This is a genomic window from Acidovorax sp. GW835-FHT14G06, from assembly GCF_058793595.1.
The window spans coordinates 193,288-213,996 of the sequence record NZ_JBXAGA010000007.1 but is presented as its reverse complement, the minus strand read 5'-3'; the positions used below and the strand labels follow the sequence as shown (position 1 = coordinate 213,996).

Annotated in this window: 15 protein-coding genes; 4 read left to right on the top strand and 11 right to left on the bottom strand. The window is 63.2% G+C overall.

What is annotated here, in order from left to right; translation table 11 throughout:
* The first annotated feature begins 8 nt into the window (after positions 1 to 8).
* A complete protein-coding gene (gene phbB, locus AC1Q64_RS14385; RefSeq protein WP_291435809.1) occupies positions 9 to 746 on the top strand; it encodes an acetoacetyl-CoA reductase in 738 nt (245 codons plus the stop codon).
* Between the two features lie 488 nt (positions 747 to 1,234).
* Here the strand turns inward: phbB and AC1Q64_RS14380 are convergent, their stop codons facing one another.
* From AC1Q64_RS14380 to dapC, 6 genes are all read right to left on the bottom strand, one after another.
* Complete coding sequence (locus tag AC1Q64_RS14380; RefSeq protein WP_492251793.1) at positions 1,235 to 3,274, bottom strand: ABC-F family ATP-binding cassette domain-containing protein; 2,040 nt, start codon at positions 3,272 to 3,274, stop codon at positions 1,235 to 1,237.
* Between the two features lie 115 nt (positions 3,275 to 3,389).
* Positions 3,390 to 4,277, bottom strand: coding sequence for a 50S ribosomal protein L3 N(5)-glutamine methyltransferase (prmB, locus tag AC1Q64_RS14375; protein ID WP_492251792.1), 888 nt, complete (start codon positions 4,275 to 4,277; stop codon positions 3,390 to 3,392).
* Complete coding sequence (gene dapE, locus AC1Q64_RS14370; RefSeq protein ID WP_492251791.1) at positions 4,274 to 5,455, bottom strand: succinyl-diaminopimelate desuccinylase; 1,182 nt, start codon at positions 5,453 to 5,455, stop codon at positions 4,274 to 4,276. The genes prmB and dapE overlap by 4 nt, the downstream gene beginning before the upstream one ends.
* 162 nt (positions 5,456 to 5,617) lie before the next feature.
* Positions 5,618 to 6,781 (bottom strand): PilT/PilU family type 4a pilus ATPase, encoded by a 1,164-nt coding sequence (locus AC1Q64_RS14365; RefSeq protein ID WP_056744943.1) that lies wholly within the window; start codon positions 6,779 to 6,781, stop codon positions 5,618 to 5,620.
* Positions 6,782 to 6,849: 68 nt separating this feature from the next.
* Complete coding sequence (dapD, locus tag AC1Q64_RS14360) at positions 6,850 to 7,683, bottom strand: 2,3,4,5-tetrahydropyridine-2,6-dicarboxylate N-succinyltransferase (RefSeq protein ID WP_056744941.1); 834 nt, start codon at positions 7,681 to 7,683, stop codon at positions 6,850 to 6,852.
* A gap of 16 nt (positions 7,684 to 7,699) precedes the next feature.
* The gene (gene dapC, locus AC1Q64_RS14355) at positions 7,700 to 8,905 is read right to left on the bottom strand and encodes a succinyldiaminopimelate transaminase (protein WP_291435797.1); all 1,206 of its coding nucleotides are present in this window, start codon (positions 8,903 to 8,905) and stop codon (positions 7,700 to 7,702) included.
* A gap of 181 nt (positions 8,906 to 9,086) precedes the next feature.
* On the opposite strand from dapC, the gene AC1Q64_RS14350 reads away from it, so the two are divergent.
* A complete protein-coding gene (locus tag AC1Q64_RS14350) occupies positions 9,087 to 10,574 on the top strand; it encodes a methyl-accepting chemotaxis protein (RefSeq protein WP_492251790.1) in 1,488 nt (495 codons plus the stop codon).
* Positions 10,575 to 10,618: 44 nt separating this feature from the next.
* Here the strand turns inward: AC1Q64_RS14350 and rsxB are convergent, their stop codons facing one another.
* The 3 genes from rsxB to AC1Q64_RS14335 all read right to left on the bottom strand — a co-directional run bounded on the left by rsxB (position 10,619) and on the right by AC1Q64_RS14335 (position 14,220).
* The gene (gene rsxB, locus AC1Q64_RS14345) at positions 10,619 to 11,326 is read right to left on the bottom strand and encodes an electron transport complex subunit RsxB (RefSeq protein WP_492251789.1); all 708 of its coding nucleotides are present in this window, start codon (positions 11,324 to 11,326) and stop codon (positions 10,619 to 10,621) included.
* Positions 11,323 to 12,927 carry a polyhydroxyalkanoate depolymerase gene (locus AC1Q64_RS14340; RefSeq protein ID WP_492251788.1) on the bottom strand — a complete coding sequence of 535 codons (1,605 nt, stop codon included), beginning with the start codon at positions 12,925 to 12,927 and terminating at the stop codon, positions 11,323 to 11,325. The genes rsxB and AC1Q64_RS14340 overlap by 4 nt, the downstream gene beginning before the upstream one ends.
* Before the next feature lie 204 nt (positions 12,928 to 13,131).
* Positions 13,132 to 14,220, bottom strand: a complete 1,089-nt coding sequence (locus AC1Q64_RS14335; RefSeq protein ID WP_492251787.1) for a GTP pyrophosphokinase — start codon at positions 14,218 to 14,220, stop codon at positions 13,132 to 13,134.
* 215 nt (positions 14,221 to 14,435) lie between these two features.
* Here AC1Q64_RS14335 and AC1Q64_RS14330 point away from each other — a divergent pair, with 215 nt between their 5' ends.
* Entirely contained in the window at positions 14,436 to 17,270 is a 2,835-nt protein-coding gene (locus AC1Q64_RS14330) for a bifunctional diguanylate cyclase/phosphodiesterase (RefSeq protein ID WP_492251786.1), read from the top strand.
* Here AC1Q64_RS14330 and dusA read toward each other — a convergent pair.
* Positions 17,263 to 18,309: a tRNA dihydrouridine(20/20a) synthase DusA gene (gene dusA / locus AC1Q64_RS14325; RefSeq protein ID WP_492251785.1), complete on the bottom strand. Its 1,047-nt coding sequence runs from the start codon at positions 18,307 to 18,309 to the stop codon at positions 17,263 to 17,265. The two genes, AC1Q64_RS14330 and dusA, sit on opposite strands and share 8 nt — an antisense overlap.
* Before the next feature lie 239 nt (positions 18,310 to 18,548).
* Positions 18,549 to 19,730 carry an alkane 1-monooxygenase gene (locus AC1Q64_RS14320; RefSeq protein ID WP_492251784.1) on the bottom strand — a complete coding sequence of 394 codons (1,182 nt, stop codon included), beginning with the start codon at positions 19,728 to 19,730 and terminating at the stop codon, positions 18,549 to 18,551.
* Positions 19,731 to 20,053: 323 nt separating this feature from the next.
* Between AC1Q64_RS14320 and AC1Q64_RS14315 the strand changes: the two genes are divergently transcribed.
* Entirely contained in the window at positions 20,054 to 20,641 is a 588-nt protein-coding gene (locus AC1Q64_RS14315; protein ID WP_492251783.1) for a lysophospholipid acyltransferase family protein, read from the top strand.
* Positions 20,642 to 20,709 lie beyond the last annotated feature (68 nt).

Below are 20,709 nucleotides of genomic sequence, written 5' to 3'. Positions count from 1 at the left end.
GAAATCACATGAGCCAGAAAGTCGCGTATGTCACCGGTGGCATGGGAGGCATCGGTACCGCCATTTGCCAGCGCCTGCACAAGGACGGTTTCAAGGTCATCGCTGGCTGCGGCCCGACACGGGATCACGCCAAGTGGCTGGCAGAGCAGAAGGCCCTGGGGTACACGTTTTATGCATCAGTGGGCAATGTGGGTGATTGGGACTCCACCGTTGAGGCTTTTGGCAAGACCAAGGCAGAACACGGCACCATCGATGTGCTGGTGAACAACGCAGGTATCACGCGGGACCGCATGTTCCTCAAAATGTCACGCGAGGATTGGGACGCCGTGATCGAAACCAACCTCAACAGCATGTTCAATGTCACCAAGCAGGTGGTGTCTGACATGGTGGAAAAGGGCTGGGGCCGCATCATCAACATCAGCTCTGTCAACGGCGAAAAAGGCCAGGCGGGGCAAACCAACTATTCCGCTGCCAAGGCGGGCATGCATGGCTTCTCCATGGCCCTGGCGCAGGAACTGGCCACCAAGGGCGTCACCGTCAACACGGTGAGCCCAGGCTACATTGGCACTGACATGGTCAAGGCAATCCGCCCGGATGTTCTGGAAAAGATTGTCGCTACGGTGCCTGTCAAACGCCTGGGCGAGCCCAGCGAGATTGCATCGATCATCGCTTGGCTGGCCTCGGAAGAGGGCGGATACGCCACCGGCGCAGACTTTTCGGTCAATGGCGGCCTGCACATGGGTTAAAGGCTGTTCCGTCCTTTTGGACCAACAAAAAACCCCGCATTTGCGGGGTTTTTTGTTGGGACTTGCAAGGATTGCAGGGGGAGCAGTCTGACCTTGCTACGGTCCGCCTGGGAAACATCAGGCTGCACTACCCGTATTTCGCATTCATTGGTATGGTTTGTGCTTGGTATGCAGGGTAAGACTCTATCAGTCTGCACAACATCGGCCAGGCAGCAACGCCTTCAGAAGCGGGCTGGAGCGCGCTTGCGGTCGCGTTCGTCTTCGGGCCAGGCGGACAAAATTGCGGTGGTATTCATGGTGGAAAACTCCTGTGATGTACCAACAACGCGGGCGGTCCACAGTCCGTTGACAACCTTTCGCAAAAAAATGCAACCGCAATAGCCTGTAGATTTACACTAAAAATAGCTACACATTTGATAGCATAGAAGCGAGATGGATCAATGGAAAGTCCGGAAAATTCTGGAAAGAATTTACAGGACTTTACATCTCTAGCCCACCGAGGCCGCTGATATTTCTTCGAGTTCGGAAGAAATTTCCAGCCAACGCTCTTCCAGTTTTTCCGTTTCATCATTTCCGGCTTTCAATCGCCGGCCGCACTCGGCGATCTCTGCAGGAGGCAAGGCTTCCGTCAGTTTTTGCTCCAATTGGGTGCGTTCTGCGCTCAGGGCCGTCAAGCGTTTATCGATCTGTTCCAGCTCTTTTTTGAGTGGCCGGGTCTTTTCGGCCAGCTGCTGGCGCGTTTGAGCGTCAAGCTTGCGCTGCTCGCGACCATCACGCGAAGGGGACGGAGCGGGAGCCGGTGCTGACGCAGCAACGGAGGCCAGCGCTACCACGGGTGCCGGTGTTGCGGCGGGAGCACTTGCAGGAGCCTGGGATGCCTGTGCCTGTTCGGCGAGCCGTGCTTCTTCGCGCAGGCGCTTGGATTCTTCGAGCAGATAACGCTGATAGTCGTCCAGGTCGCCGTCGAAGGGGCCGACCACACCCCGGCCCACCATCCAGAAGTCCTCGCAGACCGAACGCAACAAGGCGCGGTCGTGGCTGACCAGCATGACAGTGCCATCGAAATCGTTGAGGGCCATGGCAAGGGCCTCGCGGGTGGCCAGGTCCAGGTGGTTGGTAGGCTCGTCCAGCAGCAGCAGGTTGGGGCGCTGCCATACGATCATGGCCAGCACCAGGCGCGCCTTTTCACCGCCGCTCATGGTGCCCACGGCCTGCTTGACCATGTCCCCGGTGAAGTTGAAGCTGCCCAGGTAGCTGCGCAGATCCTGCTCGCGGCTGGGTTGCTTGGCATCAGGCCCCAGCTCTTTGGCCAGGCGGATCATGTGCTCCAGCGGGTTTTCGCTGGGGCGCAGCACGTCGAGTTCCTGCTGGGCGAAGTAGCCAATGTTCAGGCCCTTGCCCTCTGTGATGCTGCCACCCAATGCTTTCATGGTGCGCGCAATGGTCTTGACCAGCGTGGACTTGCCCTGACCGTTGGCGCCCAGGATGCCGATGCGCTGCCCCGCCAGCACCGAACGGTTGACGCCCATAAGAATGGTGGTGGGCGTACCCTCGTCGTCCACATAGCCGAACGAGGCGTCGCTGATGGCCAGCATCGGGTTGGGCAAGTTGGCCGGTTCCTTGAACTCGAAGGTGAAGTCCGCCTCGGCGAGCACAGGCCCGATTTTCTCCATGCGTTCGAGTTGCTTGACCCGGCTTTGCGCCTGCTTGGCCTTGCTGGCCTTGGCCTTGAAGCGGTCGATGAATTTCTGCAGGTGAGCCATCTTCTCCTGCTGCTTGGCAAAGCTGGCCTGTTGCAGTTCGAGCTGCTGGGCGCGCAGCTCTTCGAACTTGCTGTAGTTTCCACCGTAGCGGTTCAACTCGCCTTGCTGGATTTGCAGTGTGACGTTGGTGATGGCGTCCAGGAACTCGCGGTCGTGGCTGATCACGATCATGGTGCCCGCGTAGCGCTTGAGCCAGGCTTCGAGCCAGACCAGGGCGTCCAAGTCCAAGTGGTTGGTGGGCTCATCCAGCAGCAGCAGATCGCTGGGGCACATCAGTGCGCGCGCCAGTTGTAGCCGCATGCGCCAGCCGCCGGAGAAGCTGTTGACGGGCTGGTCGAGTTCGCTCACGCGAAAACCCAGGCCCAGGATCAACGCCTGAGCACGCGCCACGGCATCGTGCGCGCCGGCGTCATGCAGGTCCGAATAGGCATGGGCAATGGCCATCCCATCGTCGCTGGCCTCGGCTTCAGCCAACTGGCGTTGCACTTCGGCCAGACGCGTGTCGCCTTCGAGCACAAAATCGGTGGCCGACTGGTCGGTCTCGGGCATGTTCTGCGCGACTTCGGCCATCCGCCAGCTCGACGGGATGTGAAAATCCCCGCCATCTTCATGGAGCTTGCCGCTGAGCAGCGCAAACAGGCTGGACTTGCCCGCGCCATTGCGGCCCACGAGCCCGACGCTTTCGCCGGGGTTGATGGTGGTGGACACGCTGTCGAGCACGACTTTCGTGCCTCGGCGCAGGGTAACGTTCTTGAGGGTGATCATCCGGGAATCAGAAAAAAGCGCACCCGCACGAGGCGGGTGGCATGCAAAACTCTGGGGGCCAGCGCAACTGCCAACGGCACAGCCGCTGCAGCTGCCAAAGGTGGCGTAAAGGGCTCTATTGTGCCGTGAGCCGGGTTTGGGCAGCCAGCGCCTGCCGGGTGATCAGCAAAACCTGGTCTTCGCCTGCACTGGTATCGAGCCAGAAAACCGGCAATTGCGGAAAGGCCGCCTCAAAATAAGCGCGCTCGTTGCCGATCTCCAGAATGATCACAGCGTCTTCGCTCATGCATGCGGGCGCGGCGGCAAACAGCTGGCGCACGAAGTCCATGCCGTCCGTGCCACCGGCCAGGGCCAGTTCGGGCTCGGCGCGGTACTCGCTGGGCAGTGCGGCCATGCTGGCAGCGTTGACGTAGGGCGGGTTGCACAGGATCAGGTCCCAGGGGCCGGGCAGGGCACTCAGTCCATCGGACAACTGCAAGGTGATACGGTCCTGCAGCCCATGTTTGTTCACATTGATACGGGCGACAGCAAGGGCGTCGGGCGAGATATCGGCGCCCGTCACTTCGACTTCAGGCCAGGCCATGGCCGCCAGAACAGCCAGGCTGCCGTTGCCCGTGCACAGATCCAGCACCCGATGGGTGCGGTCACTCAGGAAGTCGTCCACACTGCCGTCCACGAGCAGCTCGGCTATAAAGCTGCGCGGCACGATGGCGCGTTCGTCCACATAGAAGGGCACACCCTGGAGCCAGGCCTCTCGGGTGAGGTAGGCAACGGGCTTGCGCGTTCCGATACGTTCGTTCAGTAGCGCCTCCACTGCGTCTCGCTGCTCTCCTGAGACTGGCATGGCTTCGACACTGTCAAGCTCATCGAGGGGCAGGCCCAGCCCCCAGAGCACCAGCCACGCGGCTTCATCGAAGGCGTTGGTGGTGCCATGGCCAAAAGCTACCCCGGCCGCATCCAGGCGCGCAGCGACAGACTCGATCAGTTCCAGAACGGTCCTCATATGCTGGTCCTTGCCGCTGCGTCCAAATTCTCCAGCGTGCGGCGGTAAATGTTCTTGAGCGGCTCGATATCGGCCACCACCACATGCTCGTCGATCTTGTGGATCGTGGCGTTGGGTGGGCCCAGTTCGATTACCTGCGCACACACCTGTGCAATAAAACGGCCGTCGCTGGTGCCGCCGGTGGTGGACAGTTCCGTGGTCAGGCCGGTTTCTGCCGTGATGGCCTGTTGCACAGCTCCCACCAGCTCACCGGGCGTGGTGAGGAAGGGCTGGCCGCCCAGCGTCCAGCGCAGGTCATATTCGAGGCCGTGGCGGTCGAGCACGGCGTGCACGCGCTGCTGCAGGCCCTCGGCCGTCGATTCGGTCGAGAAGCGGAAATTGAAGTCGATCACCACATCTCCCGGGATCACGTTGGTGGCGCCGGTACCGCCATGTATGTTGCTGATCTGCCAGCTGGTGGGCGGAAAGAACGCATTGCCGTTGTCCCACGCGGTGGAAGCCAGTTCTGCCAGGGCGGGCAGAGCCTGGTGGATGGGGTTGCGGGCCAGTTGTGGGTATGCGATGTGGCCCTGGATGCCGCGCACGCTGAGCTTGCCACTCAAGGTGCCACGCCGTCCGTTCTTGATCATGTCGCCGGTTTTTTCGACGGAGGTCGGTTCGCCCACGATGCAGTAGTCGAGCTTTTCGCCCCGCGCCTTGAGCTGTTCGACCACGACCTTGGTGCCGTCAACGGAAGGACCTTCCTCGTCGCTGGTCAGCAAGAAGGCCAGCTCGATCAGCGGTGCGGGCGTGGCCGCCAGGAACTCTTCCACCGCGACCACAAAGGCTGCGATGGAGGTTTTCATGTCGCTCGCACCCCGGCCATAGAGCTTGCCGTCCTTGTGGGTGGGCACGAACGGGTCGCTGCTCCACTGGGCCAGCGGGCCAGTGGGGACGACATCGGTGTGGCCTGCAAATACTACTGTTTTGATAGCGGATGAGGCATGATTCACTGGCGCTACTGGCCGTTTTGCCCACAAATTGCTGACACGGAAGTCTGTGGGACCACTGTCCAGTCGTTCGCACACAAACCCGAGCTGGGCAAGGCGTGCGGCCAGCAAATCCAGGCAGCCGGCGTCCTCCGGCGTGATGGAAGGGAGGGAGATGAGCTGTTCAGCCAGGTGCAGGGTACGGGACATGGGATGGGGTGAGGGAATGGAGACAGGCAGCCGGACTGCGATCATGGGTACAGGCATTGGCACTGCGTGGCCCAGGAGAGAGCTGCCAAGCAAGAAGCACTTGGCCCTGCGCGCGTCGTCCCCTTGATAGAGAGCTCCGCAGGCCGCTCAAACGGCGTCACATCACGCCGCCGGCTTGACGTCCAGCACGATCTCGGTGAACGACGGCGTATCGTCGGGTGCATCGCGTGCCTCTTTCTGGGCCTTGGCGGCGTTGGCGGCCAGGGAAAAGTCGTTTTGCAGGCGCCACATCAGGTTGGTGGGCGAATCGGCATAGGCCATGCCTTCCTTGCGGTCGATCTGTGCGTCCATGATGAGGCGGGCCAGCGCTTCTTCAAAAGTCTGCGATCCTTCGGCCATGGATTTTTCCATGGCCTCGCGCACGCCCGAGAAATCGCCTTTTTCGATGAGGTCGGACACCAGCTTGGTGTTGAGCATGACCTCGACCGCAGGGACCCGGCCACCGTCGGTCTTGCGTACCAGGCGCTGCGACACCACGGCCTTGAGGGCCGATGCCAAGTCTCCCAACATGGTGGGGCGCACCTCGACCGGGTAGAAGCTCAGGATACGGTTGAGCGCGTGGTAGCTGTTGTTGCCGTGCAGCGTGGCCAGGCACAGGTGGCCCGACTGAGCATAGGCAATGGCGGCCGACATGGTTTCACGGTCGCGGATTTCACCGATCAGGATCACGTCGGGGGCCTGGCGCAGCGCGTTTTTCAGGGCGGTCTGCAGGGACTGGGTGTCGCTGCCGATCTCGCGCTGGTTGACGATGGATTTTTTGTTCTTGAACTGGTACTCGACTGGGTCCTCGATGGTGAGGATGTGCCCCGTGAGCGCCTCGTTGCGGGTATCGATCATCGATGCCAGTGAGGTGCTCTTGCCGGAACCGGTGGCTCCCACCATCAGGATCAGTCCACGCTTTTCCAGGATGAGTTCGCGCATCACCGGGGGCAGGCCCAAGGAATCGAACTCGGGAATCTGCTGCGAGATGAAGCGGATCACCACTGCATAGCTGCCACGCTGGCGCATGGCGCTGACCCGGAAACGGCCCACGCCGCTGAGCGGCACACCCATGTTGAGTTCGCCGGTTTCTTCCAGCTCTTCGATGCGGTCCGGGGGGACCACCTCGGACAGCAGGTTGCGCGGCGCATCGGGCGGCAGGATCTGGTTGTTGATGGGCACGCACTCGCCGTTGATCTTGATCAGCGCGGGCGCGTTGGCCGACAGGTAGACGTCGGAGGCCTTTTTCTCTGCCATCAGGCGAAGAATTCGTTCCATCGTGCTCATGGTGTTTCCCTCTTGTTGTCAGTCTCTGTCGGCAAGGCGGCCGAACGGGCCACCTTCATGCCATCAAATCAGTCGCGCAGCAGGTCGTTGATGCTGGTCTTGGAGCGGGTTTGCGCGTCCACCTGCTTGACGATGATGGCAGCGTACATGCTGTAGGGCGTGCCGTTGGCGGCCGTCTTGGGCAGGTTGCCGCTGACCACCACCGAGCCCGAGGGCACGCGGCCGTAGCTGATTTCGCCGGTGGCACGGTTGAAGATCGGGGTGCTCTGGCCCAGGTAGACACCCATGCCCAGTACGGAGTTTTCTTCGACCACCACGCCTTCGACCACCTCGGAGCGGGCTCCGATGAAGCAGTTGTCTTCAATGATGGTGGGGCCGGCCTGCAGAGGCTCCAGCACACCGCCAATGCCCACGCCACCCGACAGGTGCACGTTGGAGCCAATCTGTGCGCACGAACCCACGGTGGCCCAGGTGTCGACCATGGTGCCTTCGCCCACGTAGGCGCCGATGTTCACGTACGACGGCATCAGGATCGCACCCTTGGCGATGAAGCTGCCACGGCGGGCCACAGCAGGAGGCACCACGCGCACGCCGGTGGCTTTCATTTCTTCTTCGGACAGGTGGGCAAACTTGGTCTGCACCTTGTCGTAAAAGCCCAGGTCGCCAGCCTTGACGACTTCGTTGTCCTTCAGACGGAACGACAGCAGCACGGCCTTCTTGATCCACTGGTGCACGGTCCACTGGCCCACGCCTTCGCGGGTGGCCACGCGCAGCTTGCCGTTGTTCAGCTCGGCAATCACATGCTCGACGGCGTCCTGTATCTCCTTGGGGGCGGCGGCTGGCGAGAGGCTGGCGCGGTTTTCCCAGGCGTTGTCGATGAGGGTTTGGAGTTGTTGGGTCATGTTGTTGTCGATCAGATCAGGCAGTACGGGATTGGATGAATTGCACGATGCGCAGCGCAGCTTCCACGCATTCTTCGGCTTCGGCCACCAGGGCCATGCGCACGCGCTGGGCGCCGGGGTTGCTCCCTTGGGCCTCGCGGGCCAGGTAGCTGCCGGGCAGCACCGTGACATTGTATTGAGCCAGCAGGGCGCGCGCGAACTCGGCATCGTCCATGCCCAGGGCTTCCGGCACCTTGGCCCAGAGATAAAAACCGGCATCAGGCAGGGCAACTTCCATCACACCGGCCAGCAGCGGCGTGACCTGGGCAAACTTCTTGCGGTACAGCGCCCGGTTTTCCACCACGTGCTTTTCATCACTCCAGGCCGCGATGCTGGCGGCCTGCACGATGGGGCTCATGGCGCTGCCGTGGTAGGTGCGGTAGAGCAAGAAAGACTTGATCAGCGCTGCGTCGCCAGCCACGAAGCCGCTGCGCATGCCGGGCACATTGCTGCGTTTGGACAGACTGGTGAAGGAGATCAGGTTCTTGAAGTCGCCACGCCCCAGCTGCGCCGCAGCCTGCAGGCCGCCCAGGGGCGGCTCGTCGCGGAAATAGATCTCGCTGTAGCACTCGTCCGAGGCAATCACAAAGCCGTAGCGGTCGCTCAGCTCAAACAGTTTCTTCCACTCGCTGAGCGGCATCACGGCGCCGGTGGGGTTGCCAGGGGAGCAAACGAAGAGCAGCTGGGTGCGTTGCCACACAGCCTCGGGCACAGCGTCCCAGTTCACTGCAAAGTTGCGGCCCGGGTCGCTGGCTGCGTAGTACGGCTGGGCCCCCGCCAGCAAGGCGGCACCTTCGTAGATTTGGTAGAACGGATTGGGGCAGACGACCAGCGGTTGGCCTTGCGAGGGATCGATGATGGTCTGCGCAAACGCAAACAGTGCCTCACGCGAGCCGTTGACGGGCAGCACCTGGGTGCCAGGGTCCAGGGTCAGCGCATAGCGCTGCCGTATCCATTGGGTGAACGCCTCGCGCAGCTTGGGTTCACCGGCGGTGGCAGGGTAACTGGCCAGTCCGCCCAGGTTGTTACTGAGTGCATCTTTGATGAACTGCGGTGTAGGATGGCGCGGCTCACCCATGCCCAGGCTGATGGGGCTGTAAGCCGCCGGGAGAGTGACTCCCGCAAAGAGTTGCCGCAGCCGCTCGAAGGGGTAAGGCTGGAGTTGGGAGAGCAGGGGATTCATGGAGCGACATTATGGGCGAAGGGCATACGCCCACGGCGCGGTGCAGGGTGTCGCGCCGTCTATGGCGAGGGTCGGGGCGAGGCGCGGAGTCAAGCACTGTTTACACCGCGCAGAGTTGTCAATCCGACGTAAGAGCGGGCACATAGCATGGCCCACATTCAAAAACGATAACGGAGACAAGATGTCTGGATTCCTACCGCTGCGCCCCGGGCTTTGGTGGATGCGCAGGTGGCACCTGCCGGGCAAACTGATGACGCTGGGCGTGCTGATGGGGGCCGCCCTGGCGTTAGCGGCCGTGGATGCTCCGTGGTGGGGTGTGGCACTGGCTGCCGCTGTGGTTCTATATGCCCTTTGCGCGTTGTATGCGGGCCTGGCGTCTGACTTACAAGGACTGGCGCATGCGATGGAGCAGACCACACGTGGCGACTTGTGCGCTCGGGCGGGCGTCTATGGGCGCGACGAGATCGGCTCCATGGCCCAGTCGCTCGACCGCATGGTGCTGACGCTGTCGTCCATGGTGGCCGATATCCGCAGCAATGCCGCGCTGGTGGCCCATGCAGGACAAAGCCTGGCTCAGGGTAACCGGTCGCTGGCAGACCGCACCGAACAGCAGGCGGCCAACCTGGAGCAGACGGCAGCCAGCGTGGAGCAGCTATCGTCCGCCGTGCAGAACAACGCACAGACCGCGCGCAGCGCCGATGCCCGTGCCGCCGATGTGCGCAAGGCTGCCGACACCGGTGCCGAGGCCATGGCCCGTGCAGTGCAGTCGGTGGAAGCCATCCAGCAAAGCGCACGCCGCATGACCGAGATCATTGGCGTCATCGACAGCATTGCCTTTCAAACCAACATCCTAGCCCTGAATGCTGCGGTGGAGGCCGCCCGTGCGGGTGAGCAGGGCCGGGGCTTTGCCGTGGTGGCGGGCGAAGTGCGCACCCTGGCCAAGCGCTCGGGCGACGCTGCGCGGGAGATCCGCGAGCTGATCGGCGCCTCGGTCAGCCAGGTGGAGGCCAGCGCAGGGCTGATCCGGTCGGCGGGCGAAGGCATTGCCAACATGGCCAGCGGCATCCGCAGCGTGGCGGTCAGCATGACCGAGATATCCGGCTCCAGCGCCGAGCAGAGCACGGGCCTGAGCGAAGTCAGCTCTGCCGTGCAGCAACTCGACCAGATCACGCAGCACAACGCCCAGATGGTGGGGCATGCAGTCTCGCAGGCAGAGGCACTGGAGCACCGCGCGTCCACCCTGTCGCAGGCGGTGGCGGCATTTCGCCTGCAGCAGGGCACAGCCGATGAAGCGGTGTCCCTGGTGAACAAGGCGGTGGCGCTGCACAAGACCAGTTCGCGCGATCAATTCCTGCGCAGCATCACCGACAAGACCCAGCCCTACCATGACCGCGACATGTATGTGTTTGTGCTGGACACGGCTGGCACCTATCTGGCCTTTGGCGGCAACCCGGCCAAGGTCGGTACCCGCGTCCAGGACATTCCAGGCATTGCAGGCGACCGCCTGGTCAGCGACATCGTGACCCAGGCCGACCGTGCACCGGGTTGGGTGGAGTACGACATCAACAACCCGGCCACCGGCGCGGTGCAAACCAAGATGTCCTACGTGAGCCGGGTGGGGGACTGGTACGTGGGCTGCGGCGTGTACAAATCGCTGGCCGCGCGATAACTAGCAGACAGGCGGTGGCTAGTCCGGCGGACTAGGCACCGCTCTCAGCGCGCGCCCTTTTCACGCAGTTGCCGCGCGCGCTCCATCGCGGCGGCAATGGCCGCCTTGCGTGCCTCCATGCCCTCGGCGGCCACCGCAGCGGCCGCCGGGCTGGATCTGGCGGCCGATGTCGAATCGGCCTTTGCGCCAGAGCCCTCGTCCTCTATATCCTCCAGCGGCACCCGCTGACGGTGTTGCAGATAACGCTGCTTGGCTTGGTGCGCGAGCGAATCAGACCACGCGGCCCACCCGGTTGCCGTGCCGCTGGCGCTGTCAAGCTGGATGCAGTCCACCGGGCAGACCGGGATGCACAGCTCGCAGCCCGTGCAGTAAGGCTCGATGACGGTGTGCATTTTCTTGTTGGAGCCCACGATGGCATCGGTGGGGCAGGCCTTGATGCACAGGGTACAGCCAATGCACCACGCCTCGTCAATGAAGGCCACGCTGCGCGGTGCCTCCACCCCGTGGTCTGCACTCAGCGGCGTCACGGCATGGCCCGTGATGGCGGCCAGGCGGGCGATGCCCTCAGCACCGCCCGGAGGGCACTGGTTGATGGCCGCCTCCCCCTGGGCGATGGCCTGCGCATAGCTGGCGCAGTCGGGATAGCCGCAGCGCGTGCACTGCGTCTGGGGCAGGGCGGCATCAATCCGCGCTGCGAGGTCGGTGGGGGCAGCGTGGGATGGGGTGGAGCTGGCAGAGGCGGGGTGGCTCAAGCCTTGCGCGCCTTGCTCTTGCTGCCACTGCGGGTGGACGGCGCCGCCGTGGCGCTGGTCTGGGCCGTGGCCAGATCAGCGGTGGGCGCCTGCGCTGCACCTGTGGGGGCTGCGGCGGGCTGCACCCAGCGCGTGGCCACTGCGGTGGCCGCAACGGGCTTGGCTGCGGCGCGGGCTGGGGCAGGCTTGGCTGCTGCCGTAGGCGCCTTGGTCGCCTTGGTCACGGCGGTTTTGGCTGCCGGTGCGGGCTTGCTGACAACCCTGGCAGGAGCGGGTGTTGGGCTGGAGAGCTTGTGCGCAGGTGTGGTGGCTGCGGCCGCTGTGGCTGGCTTGGCAGGCAACTCGTGCTCCAGGATGAATGCGCGTACCTTGGGGTACACGATGTCGCGCCAGCGGCGGCCGCTGAAGATGCCGTAGTGGCCGGCTCCCTTGGCTTCGAGATGGCGCTGCTCTTTGCGCACGATGCCGCTGCACAGATCGTGGGCGGCTTCGGTCTGGCCCGAACCAGAAATGTCATCCAGTTCGCCCTCCACCGTGAAGAGGGCGGTGGTCTTGATGTCTTGCGGGCGCACGCGCTCGATCTTGCCGTCCGGCGAGCGCACATCCCAGGTGCCGTTTACCAGCTTGTAGTCCTGGAACACGGTCTGGATGGTTTCCAGGTAGTAGTCCGCATCCATGTCCAGCACGGCGTTGTACTCGTCGTAGAACTTGCGGTGGGCCTCGGCACTGGCGTCATCGCCCTTGATCAGGTCCTTGAAATAATCGTAGTGGCTGGTCGCATGCCGGTCCGGGTTCATGGCCACAAACCCGGTGTACTGCAAAAAGCCAGGGTACACGCGGCGACCCGCGCCTGGGAATTTCTCCGGCACGCGATAGATCACGTTGTTCTCGAACCACTCGTAACTACGATTGGTGGCCAGGTTGTTCACCGCCGTGGGCGACTTGCGGGCGTCGATGGGGCCCCCCATCATGGTCATAGTCAGGGGCGTTTTTTCGCCCCGGCTGGCCATCAGCGACACGGCTGCCAGCACGGGCACCGTGGGTTGGCAGACGCTGATCACGTGGCAGTTGCCATAGATGCCCTGCAGGTGACGGATGAAATCCTGAACGTAGTTGACGTAGTCGTCCAGGTGGAATTCACCCTCCGACATCGGCACCAGACGTGCATTCTTCCAATCGGTGATGTAGACCTTGTGGTCCTTGAGCATGGTGCGCACGGTGTCGCGCAGCAGCGTGGCGTAGTGGCCTGACAGCGGAGCCACAATGAGCACCACGGGCTGGCCCTTGAGCTTGGTCAGCGTGGCAGGGTCGTCCGAAAAGCGCTTGAACCGTCGCAGTTCGCAAAAGGGCTTGTTGACCTCGATACGCTCATGGATGGCGACGCCGATGCCGTCCACATCCACCGTGTGTATGTCAAAGGCGGGCTTTTCGTAGTCCTTGCCCAGGCGGTACAGCAGGTCGTAGCCCGCAGCCATGCGCTGGGCCACCGAGGTTTGGCTCAGCGGCGACACGGGGTTGCTGAATAACTTGGAAGCCGCCTGCGCAAAATCTGTGAAGGGCTCCATCAGGGAGCGCTGGGTTTCGTAGAGGTGGTACAGCATGGGGCGAAACTCCGATTTGTTGCAGTGCAATATAGCAGCACTTGGTAACAAGCGCATGGAGTAAAACCACCAATGTGGAGTCGCTAATGCGACAGGCGGCAGCGCTCGGGTGCAGGCCGTCGGTGTGCGGAAGAACAAATACTGCGCTATCAAAAACGATAGCAATCCAGGCAATGAGTACCAGCGCTTGTGCCGATTTTTGTCTTATCCCTGCACTTTGGGCTCCGCGTTGTCGTTCAGCCAGGCCTCGAACGACTCGCGGGCGGAATTGCGCAATGCGGGGCGGAAAGCGGTCTTGTTACTCAAGTAAAGACAGTGCCGGATCACGGTGTACGGGTTGAAGCTTGCCTGCGGGTTTTGTTCTTCAAAGTGCTGCTTGTAGCGTTTGACCACCCCGATCGTCTCGCGCATCAGGCTGTTGAAGCGCGCACGTGTCATGCCTGCCGACCAGGCCTGGATGTCGTCCACAAACCCATCGACCTTGGACGGCTCGAACTCGAAGTCCTTGAAGAAATGCGTGGCGATCTTCAAGAAAGTGAACGCGTTCAGTTCGCTGCTGGTGGCTGCTGAGCGGGCGGGGGCCTGCAAATCTGCGGCGACATCGGGTGCCGGCTCGGCAGTTTCGTCAGGTGCCTGCAGCAGTTCAGCCGCTGTGGCATCGCGGATCTGGCGGAACTCGCGGTCGGCCAGCTCGAACAAGGCCGACAACACGTTGATGCGCCGCTTGAGCTGGCCCGGAATGGATTTTTTGTACTTGATCTTGTGGTCCAGCACGCTCCACGAGTCCTGGATGATGGTGCGCACCTGCAGCTCAAAGGGCCACTGCGCATAGGCGGCGTGCTCTGGCAGGTCGCGCTCGGCCACGCTCAGCCGCAGGTCCAGGTGCAGCCCCTTGTAGCCAAACGACGCTTCCGTGCTTTCCACCGCCGACACCTTGTCGGTCACATCGATCACGGCGAAATGGGCGCGCACTATCTGGGCGACCTTTTCCAGCTCGTCTTCATACAGGCACACCACCCGCACACCAATCAGGTCGGTGATGTAGGTCTCTATGTCGTAGGGGGTGTTGCTCTCTTCCAGCGCCGGACGGTACTTGCGCACGAACTTGCGCACACATTCGTCCACATCCTTGACGCGGCCCTCCACCTTGGTGATGTCCACGCCCCCCGCCTGGGTCACCACCGCCGCCACCCGCGCAGTGAGCGCAGCGCAGGTGTCTTCCAGCGCCACCGCTTGCCCGGCGTACCAAGCGCGAAATTGGGATTCCTCCAGGTCGAAATCAAGCGATGCCATGCCAGGCCTTTGTGGTGGGTGTTGCCAGGGTTGATACGGAAAGTGGGTGCGGGCGCATACGCCTGTGGCCCAGCGGGTGCGAGCATAAACGCCATGCCGTGACCCGTCCCGTGGAGTTTGCGCGCGAATGCCTCTTTTCGGCGCAGGACAGATGCTCATAATGGTGCAGCACCGCCGATGCAAGATGCCTGTGCATCCAACACACACCGCCTACCATGACACCCCACCCGCCCCCCGACAACGATGCAACCGCCGCCCCTCGGCAGGGGCTGTGGGTGTCTGAAGGAGTGGCTAGCACCAGCAACCACCGCTGGCTGCCCGTGGTGTTGCCCCCGTTGATTGCGCTGCTGACGCTGGGCCTCACCTTTCTGTACTGGCAAAGCGAAGAGAAGAACACGCGGACCAAGCGCGAACAGAACTTTGAGGTGGCGGCCGACCAGATCGCCTACAACCTCAAGGACCGCATGGCGACCTACGAAGTGGTGTTGCGCGGCGTCAAGGGCTACTTTGAGGGTTCGGAACGCATCGACCGCGCAGAGTTCCAGGCCTATGTGAGTGCTCTGCAGTTGCAGGCCACCCGGCCTGGGCTTCAGGGGGTGTCGCTGATCTTGCAGTTCCCGGGCAAGGCGCTGTCCGCCCACTTGGAGGACATGCGCCAACGTGGCTTCGACCAATACGCAGTGCGCCCGCCTGGCGAGCGCGACCTTATGGCACCCATCACCCACATCGAGCCGTTGGAGGGCCCCAACCTCAAGGCACTGGGCTTTGATGTGCTGACCATTCCCCCCGCCAAGGAAGCGCTGGACCGCGCACGCGATACCGGTGCGCTGGCATTGTCCGGCCGCCTGACACTCATGCAGAACGGTACGTCAGGGCTGGTGATGTACTTGCCTTTGTACGCGGCCAACGCAGACAGCGGCACCGTACAAGGGCGGCGACTGGGGCTGGCGGGATGGGTGTCCGCACCGTTTCTCATGGAGGATGTGATCCATGGCATGTCCCGCGAATTCGACGCCGACATTGGCTTGCAGATCATCGACACCACCCCAGGCGCTGCCCCGGTGGGAGCGGGGTCGGAGGTGGATGCCCCGGGGAGTGCACAACCCTCGCTGCTGTTCAGCAACCTCAAGACCTCGCTCCGCACTGCTGACGGATTGAGCTTGCAGGCGCGGCGTGAACTGGAACTGGGTGGTCGCCGCTGGACCTTGCAGATGGCTCCCCTACCGGGCTTCTCCAAGCGCTTTCAGGACGATGGACACCACCCGGTGGCGTTGCTGGGCTCCGTGCTGAGCCTGATTCTGGCGTGGTTCACCTGGCTGCTGGCCACGGGGCGTGAGCGTGCCGTGGTCCTGGCGCGGGACATGACGGCCGAACTGCGCGCGACTCGCGACGATCTGGAAAGCACGCTCAGCGCCATTCCCGACCTGTTGTTCGAACTGGGGCTGGATGGCTGCATCTACCACTACCGTTCGGCGCGTTCCGAAGAACTGGCCGTGCCACCCGAGATGTTTCTAGGCCGTCTGCTGCGCGACGTAGTCCCCCCCGAAGCCGCTGCCGGGTGCCATGCGGCGCTGGAGGCCGCGCACCGCACCGGGTATTCATCCGGCCACCAGTTCCGGCTGGAGCTGCGCGGTGCCACGCACTGGTTTGAGTTGTCGATTGCGCGCAAGGAGAGTGCAGCGCCTGGCGACGAACCGCGGTTCATCGCACTGTCGCGCGACATTACCGAACGCAAGCAAGCCGAGGCGCGGTCACACCAGCTGGCGTACTTTGATGCGCTCACTGGTCTGCCCAACCGACGCATGCTGCTGGACCGCATGGAGCATGCGCTGGCCAACGCCCAAAAGGCCGCGCAGGTGGGCGCTGTGCTTTACATCGACCTCGACAACTTCAAGCAGATCAACGACGCGCGGGGTCACACGGTGGGCGATACGCTGCTCATGCAGGTGGCCCAGCGGCTCACACATTTGCAACGCCCTGGAGACACCGTGGCGCGCCTGGGCGGTGACGAGTTTGTGGTGCTGGTGCACAACGTGGCGTCGGACATGGAGTCCGCAGGGCGTGCCGCGCTGCTGGTGGCTGAAGAAATGCGCGCAGCGCTGGAGGCGCCTTACACCATCGACACCCACCTCTACAGCACCACCGGCAGCATCGGCATCACGCTGTTCCCCAAGCGTGGCGAGGGCGTTGAAGACCTGCTGCGCGAGGCCGACACCGCGATGTACCGCGCCAAGGACCTGGGCCGCAACCGCATTCGTTTTTATGAAGCGGCCATGCAGGCTGATGTGCAGGAACGCCTGGCGCTGGAGCAGGACCTGAAGAAAGCACACGCTCTGGGCCAGTTGGCTGCATTCGTGCAGAGCCAGGTGGACGCATCCGGCGTCGTGGTGGGCGGCGAGCTGCTGATGCGCTGGGAGCACCCCGTGCGAGGCAATGTGCCCCCGAGCCGCTTTATCCCCATCGCCGAGGCCTCCGGCTTGATCCTGCGCATGGGCGACTGGATGATCCAGCAGGCCTGCGAAACCCTGGCGCGCTTGCAGGCAGCGGGGCGCGAGCTTTCGCTGTCCGTCAATGTGAGCGAGCGGCAGTTCCGCCAGGACGACTTTGTGGAGCGCGTGCGCCACATCCTGGCCCACACCGGCGCCAACCCGGCCCTCCTGATCCTGGAGGTGACCGAAAGCCTGCTGATTGAGGACCTGGACGACACCATCGCCCGCATGACCGAAATCGTGGGCCTGGGCGTGCGGTTCTCCATTGACGACTTTGGCACCGGCTATTCGAGCCTGGCCTATCTCAAGCGGTTGCCGCTTTACGAGCTCAAGATCGACAAGAGCTTTGTGGACGACACACCAGACGACCCCAATGACACGGCCATCGTGCAGTCCATCATCTCGGTGGCCCGTCACCTCCACCTGCGCGTGGTGGCCGAGGGTGTGGAGACACGCGCCCAGGCGGACTTTCTGGTGGAGAGCCACTGCGAATGCCTGCAGGGCTACCTGTTCGCGCGGCCCGAGCCGCTGGCCGCCTGGCTGGGGCGGCTGATTACGTAGCCGCAGTGGCCAGTGCGCCAGGCCCAACGCTTTGTTCGGGCGCAGCGCTCGCATACGACTGCACCGCCAGCGCATGTACCTCCCGCGCGGGGCGGTCCTTGAGCAGATGGTTGCTCCACACCTGGCGCCAGATGCGGGCGCCCGGCAGACTGTGGCGCAGGCCCAGCATGTGGCGGGCGATGTGGGGCCAGGGGGTGCCGTATTGGGCGGCCTCGCGCTCCATGTACTCGACCATCTTGATTTCGACCTCTTCGCGCGTCAGGGGGCAGGGCACACCACCTTGTTCGCCGTAGTAGAGCTGGTCCCAGCGGGCCAGCCACCAGGGGTTGTGGTACGCCTCGCGGCCAATCATCACGCCGTCCAGGTGCATGAGCTGCTCCTGAACCACCGCGTCGGTGGTGATGCCGCCGTTGATGGCGATGGTGAACTGCGGAAACTCGGCCTTGAGGCGGTGCACCACCTCGTAGCGCAGGGGCGGCACATCGCGGTTTTCCTTCGGGCTCAGGCCCTGCAGCCAGGCATTGCGCGCATGGACGATGAACACGGTGCACCCGGCCTCAGCCACCGTGCCGATGAAGTCGCGCACGAAGCCGTAGTCCTCCACCTTGTCGATGCCAATGCGGTGCTTGACAGTGACAGGCACATCCACCACGTCCTTCATGGCCTTCACGCAGTCGGCCACCAGCTGGGGCGACTTCATCAGGCTGGCACCGAACGCGCCGCGCTGCACGCGGTCGCTGGGGCAGCCGCAATTGAGGTTGATTTCGCCATAGCCCCACTGCGCGCCCAGGCGTGCGGCCTCAGCCAGCTTGTCGGGCTCATTGCCGCCCAGTTGCAGGGCCACGGGATGCTCTTCGGCGTTGAAGCGCAGGTGGCGCTCGGTACCGCCGTGGATGATGGCGCCCGCGTTCACCATCTCGGTGTACAGCAGGGTCTGGCGGGTCAGCAGCCGGTGAAAGTAACGGCAGTGGCGGTCGGTCCAGTCCATCATGGGGGCGACGGACATGCGCCAGGGGCTCAAGGTGGGTTCCACAGGCAAACAACGAAGGGCGGGGAGGGGAGGTTCTGCAGCAGAACGCCCCTCTGGTCGGGGGCGCTGCGGGGCTGCAGTCGCGAAGCCGTAATTATCCCACTGCCTGCGCAGAGGGTGTTGGAGCAGGGTTTTGGATCAAAACGGGCGCAAGCGCCCGTGCTATTTGCTCTGGTTGCTATCAAATATGGAGTGCATGAGGCCGTGAGTTGTGGCCTGCAGGGTTCATGCGCCCGGGTGCCAGGGCATTAATACTCGCTCTGCCTCAACTCTTGCAACCCGTATTTCCGCACGATCCTTGCCCGCTGGCGTGGGTCGATGTTGATGTGGGCGGCGTCGTGGCCCACCTGGGCCAGTAGCCTCGGGTCCATCACGCGGCGCCACAGCGGCGGCACATAGGCCAGGGTGAACATGCCGAAGTAGCCGATGGGAAGTTGCGGCACATCGTCAAAGTGCCGCAACGACTGGTAACGGCGCAGCGGGTGGGCATGGTGGTCGGAGTGCCGCTGCAGATGGAACAGTGCCCAGTTGGAGAACGCATGGTTGCTGTTCCACGAATGCTGCGGGCGGCAGGGTTCGTAACGGCCACGGACATCGCGCCTGCGCAGCAGGCCGTAGTGCTCGACATAGTTGGCCGAAGTGAGCTGAAAGTTGGCCCAGAACGACGCCACCAGCAAAAAGGGCAGGATGCCCGCACCCAGCCAAAAAGTCAGGCTGACCCAGAGCAGCACGGTGATCAGCGCGGGCTGCAGGATCTCGTTGTGCCACGACAGCACCGGCTGGTGCTGGCGGGCCAATCGGTCTTTTTCCAGCGCCCAGGCGCGGCGTGCAGCCCCGGGCATTTCACGCAGCACAAAGCGGTAGATGGACTCGCCCATGCGCGATGATGCCGGGTCGGCCGGCGTGGCCACATCGCGGTGGTGGCCTCGGTTGTGTTCGATGAAGAAGTGCCCATAGGCCGTGGGCGCCAGCACCAGCTTGGCCAGCCAGCGCTCCAACGCCGTGTTCTTGTGGCCCAGCTCATGCCCCAGGTTGATGCAGAACCCACCCACCGTGCCGGTGGTCAGCACCATTGCCAGCACGCCATGCCAGGGCAGGGGCTGCGTGGCCACCCACCAGGCGCTGAAGACGAAAGCCGCCCAAAGCACCGGCACCAGCAGGTAGGTGATGCGGCGGTAGTAGCGGTCGCGCTCCAGTGCGGGCACGGCGGACTCGGGCGGGTTGCTTCGGTCTACGCCCAGCAGCCAGTCGAGCAACGGGGCGACGAGGTAGAAAAAGGCCACCGGCGCCCACAGCGCCAGTGGGTCGCCTGTCCACCCCATCAGCGCCGGGCCCACGCCCACGGTGCATGGCACCACCAGTGACAGCAGCCACGCATACCGCTTGCGGTCGCGGTAGGGCGGGGTGGTGGGCAATGGGGCTTGCAGCATGGGGCGGCGTTGACAACACGGGCCTGCAGATGGTGCATTCTGGACGGGCGGGGAGCAAACGCCAGTTTTATTTGGCATTCTGCATTTGCTACGGAAAACTGGCTAAAAACAACCGATAGCGCCAGTATTGATTGCCCTGGTTGCCGTGAAATAGTGAGTGCTCTGCACGGGGTGCTTGCAAGCAGCGGCTGCTGCACTTTGCCTTGCGTCAAGACGGGGCATTGGCGCTATCAGCGATACTCGCGGCGCTCTCGATGCCTGCGGAGCCACGGGCCCATCGCCTGTTTCAGCGCCCCGGGCTCCGTTTTGTCACCCCGTTTCCCATGCACCACACCATTTTTGACACGCCGGTTGTCAACACGCTTTTGCGCGCTTTTTCCCGTTTCACACTGCGCATCACCGGCTGGAAGATCGAAGGCACCTTGCCCGCCCACGCCGCCAAAAGCGTGCTGATCGCCGCGCCCCACACCAGCAACTGGGACCTGCCATACACGCTGATGCTGGCCTTCTCGCTGCGCTTGCGGGTGTACTGGATGGGCAAGCACAGCCTGTTCAAGGCGCCGTTTGGCGGAGTGATGCGCTGGCTGGGGGGCATCCCGGTGAACCGCGAGCAGTCCAACAACCTGGTCGCCAACTCAGCCCAGGCCATGCGCGACGCCGACGGTCCCATGCAGCTCATCGTGCCGCCCGAGGGCACACGCGGCAAGACGCGGCACTGGAAGACGGGCTTTTACTTCATCGCCCAGCAGGCGGGCGTGCCCATCGTGCTCGCGTTTGTGGACTATGGCCGCAAGGTGGGCGGCCTGGGCCCGGTGTTCGAGCCTACGGGCGATCTGGACGGCGACATGGCGCGCATCAAGGCGTTTTATGCGCCCATCCAGGGCAAGAACCCCAAGCAATTTGAGACCTGATGTGGGTCGTCAAATTGTTGAATGAAATCGGCCTCTGGTGCTTATATAGAAAGCACCGAATGCTATCA

What these genes read in the sequence shown, in the direction of transcription:
- phbB (WP_291435809.1), top strand. Translation starts at nt 9, where the DNA reads ATGAGCCAGAAAGTCGCGTATGTCACCGGTGGCATGGGAGGCATCGGT.
- AC1Q64_RS14380 (WP_492251793.1), bottom strand. Translation starts at nt 3,274, where the DNA reads ATGATCACCCTCAAGAACGTTACCCTGCGCCGAGGCACGAAAGTCGTG.
- prmB (WP_492251792.1), bottom strand. Translation starts at nt 4,277, where the DNA reads ATGAGGACCGTTCTGGAACTGATCGAGTCTGTCGCTGCGCGCCTGGAT.
- dapE (WP_492251791.1), bottom strand. Translation starts at nt 5,455, where the DNA reads ATGTCCCGTACCCTGCACCTGGCTGAACAGCTCATCTCCCTCCCTTCC.
- AC1Q64_RS14365 (WP_056744943.1), bottom strand. Translation starts at nt 6,781, where the DNA reads ATGAGCACGATGGAACGAATTCTTCGCCTGATGGCAGAGAAAAAGGCC.
- dapD (WP_056744941.1), bottom strand. Translation starts at nt 7,683, where the DNA reads ATGACCCAACAACTCCAAACCCTCATCGACAACGCCTGGGAAAACCGC.
- dapC (WP_291435797.1), bottom strand. Translation starts at nt 8,905, where the DNA reads ATGAATCCCCTGCTCTCCCAACTCCAGCCTTACCCCTTCGAGCGGCTG.
- AC1Q64_RS14350 (WP_492251790.1), top strand. Translation starts at nt 9,087, where the DNA reads ATGTCTGGATTCCTACCGCTGCGCCCCGGGCTTTGGTGGATGCGCAGG.
- AC1Q64_RS14340 (WP_492251788.1), bottom strand. Translation starts at nt 12,927, where the DNA reads ATGCTGTACCACCTCTACGAAACCCAGCGCTCCCTGATGGAGCCCTTC.
- AC1Q64_RS14335 (WP_492251787.1), bottom strand. Translation starts at nt 14,220, where the DNA reads ATGGCATCGCTTGATTTCGACCTGGAGGAATCCCAATTTCGCGCTTGG.
- AC1Q64_RS14330 (WP_492251786.1), top strand. Translation starts at nt 14,436, where the DNA reads ATGACACCCCACCCGCCCCCCGACAACGATGCAACCGCCGCCCCTCGG.
- AC1Q64_RS14320 (WP_492251784.1), bottom strand. Translation starts at nt 19,730, where the DNA reads ATGCTGCAAGCCCCATTGCCCACCACCCCGCCCTACCGCGACCGCAAG.
- AC1Q64_RS14315 (WP_492251783.1), top strand. Translation starts at nt 20,054, where the DNA reads ATGCACCACACCATTTTTGACACGCCGGTTGTCAACACGCTTTTGCGC.